At 60.7% G+C, this 4,629-nt stretch carries 7 protein-coding genes; 4 read left to right on the forward strand and 3 right to left on the reverse strand.

Annotated features, from left to right (window positions below):
• Positions 1–597: 23S rRNA (adenine(2503)-C(2))-methyltransferase RlmN (gene rlmN / locus ABW043_RS10780; protein ID WP_353921214.1), on the forward strand; the 597-nt coding region annotated here is incomplete at its 5' end.
• On the forward strand, positions 597–974 hold the full coding sequence (locus ABW043_RS10785; RefSeq protein ID WP_353921215.1) for an HNH endonuclease family protein: 378 nt from the start codon (positions 597–599) through the stop codon (positions 972–974). The genes rlmN and ABW043_RS10785, both read left to right, overlap by 1 nt.
• On the opposite strand, the gene ABW043_RS10790 is transcribed toward ABW043_RS10785, so the two are convergent.
• The 3 genes from ABW043_RS10790 to ABW043_RS10800 all read right to left on the reverse strand — a co-directional run bounded on the left by ABW043_RS10790 (position 975) and on the right by ABW043_RS10800 (position 2,704).
• Positions 975–1,133, reverse strand: a complete 159-nt coding sequence (locus ABW043_RS10790) for a YqaE/Pmp3 family membrane protein (protein WP_072343446.1) — start codon at positions 1,131–1,133, stop codon at positions 975–977. It lies immediately after the preceding gene.
• Between the two features lie 75 nt (positions 1,134–1,208).
• Positions 1,209–2,057 carry a 23S rRNA (adenine(2030)-N(6))-methyltransferase RlmJ gene (locus tag ABW043_RS10795; RefSeq protein ID WP_353921216.1) on the reverse strand — a complete coding sequence of 283 codons (849 nt, stop codon included), beginning with the start codon at positions 2,055–2,057 and terminating at the stop codon, positions 1,209–1,211.
• A complete protein-coding gene (locus tag ABW043_RS10800) occupies positions 2,057–2,704 on the reverse strand; it encodes a LysE family translocator (RefSeq protein WP_035084845.1) in 648 nt (215 codons plus the stop codon). Before ABW043_RS10800 ends, ABW043_RS10795 begins: the two co-directional genes overlap by 1 nt.
• Positions 2,705–2,896: 192 nt before the next feature.
• Between ABW043_RS10800 and ABW043_RS10805 the strand changes: the two genes are divergently transcribed.
• Entirely contained in the window at positions 2,897–3,541 is a 645-nt protein-coding gene (locus ABW043_RS10805; RefSeq protein ID WP_353921217.1) for a chloramphenicol phosphotransferase CPT family protein, read from the forward strand.
• 66 nt (positions 3,542–3,607) lie between these two features.
• The coding region (locus ABW043_RS10810) for a PAS-domain containing protein (protein WP_353921218.1) at positions 3,608–4,629 on the forward strand (1,022 nt) is incomplete at its 3' end.

Raw genomic sequence — 4,629 nt, forward strand, 5'->3', positions numbered from 1 at the left:
GGCATGGGCGAGCCGCTCTACAATTACGAAGCAGTCAAGCAGGCCTTGCTGATCGCGTCGGCCGGCGACGGCATGTCGCTTTCCAAGCGCCGCATTACGCTGTCGACTTCGGGCGTGGTGCCCTTTATCGAGCCGACGGGCCGCGAGATCGATGTCATGCTGGCGATTTCGCTGCATGCTACCAACAATGACCTGCGGGACGTGCTGGTGCCGATCAACAAGAAGTGGCCGATCGAGGAATTGCTCGATGCTTGCCGCAACTATCCGGGCCCCAGCAATGCCCGCCGCATCACCTTCGAATATGTGATGCTGGACGGGATCAATGACAGCGATGCGGAAGCGCGCGAACTGGTGCGGCTGCTGGCCGGCATTCCGGCCAAGATCAACCTGATCCCGTTCAATCCGTGGCCCGGTTCGAACTATGGCACCTCGCCGTCGAGCCGCATCGAGCGTTTCGCCGATATCGTCAACAAGGCCGGCTATGCCAGCCCGGTGCGCACGCCGCGCGGTCGCGACATCTTCGCCGCCTGCGGCCAGCTCAAGAGCGAGAGCGAACGCCTTTCCAAGAAGGATCGTGACGCCCTCGCCGGTGTCTGATGAAACCTTCGGCGCGGCGCGTCGAAAAGGCTATCGCTGCCGTCGAGGCAGCGGCAGCCAGGCGCGTGCCGCCCCTCTGCCCGCTCTGCGGCAGACCCATTCCTCCCGACGCCAAATCCAGCCGCCACCACCTGACGCCTCGCCTCAAAGGCGGGACGCATATGGGCACGGTGCGCCTCCACCAGATCTGCCACAGCGCCATCCATGCCCGGTTTTCCGAAACCGAGCTGGCCAAGCGCCTTGCCGATGTGGAGAGCCTCAAGGCCGATCCGGAAATCGCCGCCTTCATCGAATGGGTTCAGGCCAAGCCGCCGAGCTTTCACGCGCCGACGCGCATGACCAAGGAGCGCCGTGCCAGCCGCAAGCCGCGCGACTGACTACTTCCGCAGGATCACCCAGACCGCATGGATCAGGCCCGGAAAATAGCCGAGCAAGGTAAGAAGGATATTGAGCCAGAACTGCAGACCAAGGCCGACCTGCAGGAACACGCCGACGGGCGGAATGATGACTGACAGGATGATACGAAGAACGTCCATAAGCGCTTGGCCTTGTCTAGGGAATGGCCAGAGAACGCCACATTGGTCCGGATCGTTCCTGCGGCAGTTTGACCGCTACTCCGTAGCCACCCAGTCAATCCGCCACTGCCCCCTGCCCTCGTCGCTCAATACATCTGCCAGCAGCGGCAGCAGCGTGCGCATTTCTTTTTCGAGCACGAAGGGCGGGTTGACGACGATCATGCCGGTGCCGTGCAGGCGTGGTGGGTCGGACGGGGCGCGGATGGTCAGCTCAAGCCTCAGGATTTTCGGAATACCCGATGCCTGCAGCAGGGCGACGAACTTATCCACGTCGGCCACGTCCTTGATAGGATACCACAGGGCATAGAGCCCGGTGGGCCAACGCTTGTGAGCCTTGATCAGATTCTGCGCCATGCGCTCGAATTCATTCCGCTCCTCAAAGGGCGGATCGATGAGCACGAGACCCCGCTTTTCTTTCGGCGGCAAATGCGTGCCAAGGGCCTGCCAGCCATCGACATGAGTAACGCGGACCTGAAAATCGCCGGCAAAATTCTCGCGCAGCGATTCCACATCGATTGGATGCAATTCAAGCGCCATCAACCGATCCTGCTGGCGCAACATGTTTCGCGTGATCAGCGGCGAGCCGGGGTAGAAGCGCAGATCGCCATCTGGATTCTGTGCCCGGACGGCATCGAGATAAGGCGCGAGCAGATCCTTTGCAGGTTCCGAAAAATCCTGATCGATCAGACGACCAATGCCATCGACCCATTCGCCGGTCTTTTCCGCCGCCGCGCCCTTGAGATCATAGAGCCCGACACCGGCATGGGTATCGATGACGCGAAACGGCGCGTCCTTGCGCATCAGGTAAGCCAGAATGCGGGTGAGAATGGTGTGCTTGACCACGTCGGCAAAGTTGCCCGCATGGAAGACGTGACGATAGTTCATCAGTGGCGCGCCTGTGCCGTGAGAATAGTGGCGGCAAAGGCCGTGAAAATGGCCGCAAAGCTCCAATTGAGGATGCGTTCCACCCATTTGCTGCGCTTGAATGCCGCCGCCAGCCAATCGGCCGCGAGTACGGTGACGAGCCCAAGCGGAATCGACAGCAGCACGAATTCAAAGCCAAGAAAGAACAGCTTTGACGTCGCGCCGGGATCATGCGCATCGACGAATTGCGGCAGGAAAGTCACGAAGAACAGGACAACCTTGGGATTTAGGAGGTTGATACCAAGCCCGGTAGCAAAACTCTGCCGCACGGTCGGCGGCTTCTTGGCGGCTTCCGCGATCCGCAGCCCACCGCCATGCACGATTGCCTGATATGCCAGCCACAGCAGATAAAGCGCACCAACAATCTTCAGCGCCAGAAACAGTGGCGGCGCCGCAATGATCAGCACCGAAATGCCAAAGGCCACCAGCGTCGTATGCACCAGAATCCCGGCCATGGCTCCGAACATCGCAGCAACGCCGTGAGCGCGGCCATAATTGATGGCGCGGCTCAATTGCAGCGCCATATCTGGACCTGGCGTGATGGCAAGAATCACGGTCGCCAGCGCAAAAGCCAAGATAACGGGCAGGTCAGGAATGAAGGCGGACATGGCGTGTTTAGCCTTGAGGCAGCGGAGTGTTGGACCGGTATCGCACTAAGCGCACGCGCTGAACAGGCTTCAACCCAGCAGCAGCTCGAAACTGCGCTTGATCGTCTCCATCGGCACGTCGGTCTTGACGCTCTGCACGCTCCGCCCTACCCCGTGGGAATCGTAACCTCGAAAAAGCGAGCGAACAGCTAAATGGCTTCCAGCGACGCGTCGCGCATTGGGCGCGTCGTCATTCTCAACGGCGCTCCGCGCTCGGGTAAATCGAGTCTTGCGCGGGCGATCCAATCGAGCATTGCCGGCAACTGGCTCAATACCGGCGTCGACAGTTTCATGGCGACACTGCCGCCTGCCCTCATGCCTGGCATCGGCCTCCGTCCCGGTGGCGAGCGGCCCGATCTCGAACCAGAGGTGGCAAAACTGTACGATCTCCTCTTTGCCACCATACGCCTTCAGGCCGAAGCCGGTTTCGACGTTGTCGCCGATCTCGGCATGCACGAGGATTATTCAACCCCGCTCGGCATTCTCGATCGTGCCGCAACCACGCTGGGTCCGATCCACGCGCTGTTGGTCGGCATAGACTGCGACATTGACGAGATCATGCGCCGCCGCAATGCTGACCCGCAGGGCGGTTTTTACGCGACCGGGGACACACCACCCCCGCCCGTCCTTCGCTGGCAGGAGGGCGTGCACCGCGACAAGACCTATGACCTGCGGCTCGACATGGGTTGCCTGGCGCCCGAAGCCGGCGTCGCTCAGATCGCGGCGCTGCTGGCCAATCCGCCGGTTCCTGGTACTCTTGCCCTCCGGGCTACGAATTCATTCGTGTCATCGATTTAAGTCTGCGTTAAGCCGCGGCCTTTAGCTTCACCAAAGCGTCATGAAGGCAATGACACTGAGGGGCTTATGGGGGAACTGGACGCTGGCACGACCGACGTCGCTGAAGCGCTGCTGCTTGATGCAGCGCTGGAAAACATCCCCTATGGTTTTTGTGTCTGGTCGCCGCAGTTCCGGCTGGTCATGTGGAACAAGAACTATCGCGAGTTCTATGGCTTTTCCGAAGACGCGATAAAGAAGGGCATGACGCTCGAAGAGGTGGTTCACCTCTCGCACAGGCTCGGCAACCACCCCGGCCAGAGCCCCGACGCCTTCTACGAGACCTATACGAGCGATCTGCTCTCTAATCGCGGCGGCATGCGCACCAAAAGCCAGGAAGTGGTCTATGGCGGGCGCATTGTTGAAACCGCCCATGTCTATTCCGACAAGCTCGGCTGGGTAGTGACCCATGAAGACGTCACCGACGAAATCCAGATGTCCGAGACGGTGCAGAAGCGCAAGCTCGAGCTGGAGCGCCAGAATATCCGGCTCGACGCGGCCGTGAACAATATTTCCATCGGCCTTTGCATGATGGACGCCAAGGGCCGTCTCGTCATCTGCAACGAGCCCTATGCCCGCATCTACAATCTGCCGGAAAACTTCGTGCGGCCCGGCGCCCAGCTCGAAGACATTCTGGGGCATCTGTTCGACGAAGGCATGAGCGCGGGCGGAGCACGCGAGGACTATATCGTCTGGCGCCGTGCGGTCATCGCCAAGCGTGAATATGGCAAGAACATTCACGAGCTCAACGGCCGTATCATCCTGATGCAGCACCATCCGATGAAGGATGGCGGCTGGGTGTCGACGCACGAGGACATTACCGAGCAGCGGCAAAACGAGGCGCGCATCCACCATCTTGCCCGCCACGATGCGCTGACCGACCTGCCCAATCGTGCGGAATTCCTCGAGGAAATGGCACGCACCGAGGCGGGGTTGAAGCGGGGCGAGATGGCCGCCGTGCTCTATATCGACCTCGACCACTTCAAGGCGGTCAACGACACGCTTGGCCATGCCGTGGGCGACGAGGTCATCAAACAGGCCGCGGTCCGTCT

It is taken from the genome of Devosia sp. (assembly GCF_040509215.1).
Taxonomy (GTDB): domain Bacteria; phylum Pseudomonadota; class Alphaproteobacteria; order Rhizobiales; family Devosiaceae; genus Devosia.

What these genes read in the sequence shown, in the direction of transcription:
- ABW043_RS10785 (WP_353921215.1), top strand. Translation starts at nt 597, where the DNA reads ATGAAACCTTCGGCGCGGCGCGTCGAAAAGGCTATCGCTGCCGTCGAG.
- ABW043_RS10790 (WP_072343446.1), bottom strand. Translation starts at nt 1,133, where the DNA reads ATGGACGTTCTTCGTATCATCCTGTCAGTCATCATTCCGCCCGTCGGC.
- ABW043_RS10795 (WP_353921216.1), bottom strand. Translation starts at nt 2,057, where the DNA reads ATGAACTATCGTCACGTCTTCCATGCGGGCAACTTTGCCGACGTGGTC.
- ABW043_RS10800 (WP_035084845.1), bottom strand. Translation starts at nt 2,704, where the DNA reads ATGTCCGCCTTCATTCCTGACCTGCCCGTTATCTTGGCTTTTGCGCTG.
- ABW043_RS10805 (WP_353921217.1), top strand. Translation starts at nt 2,897, where the DNA reads ATGGCTTCCAGCGACGCGTCGCGCATTGGGCGCGTCGTCATTCTCAAC.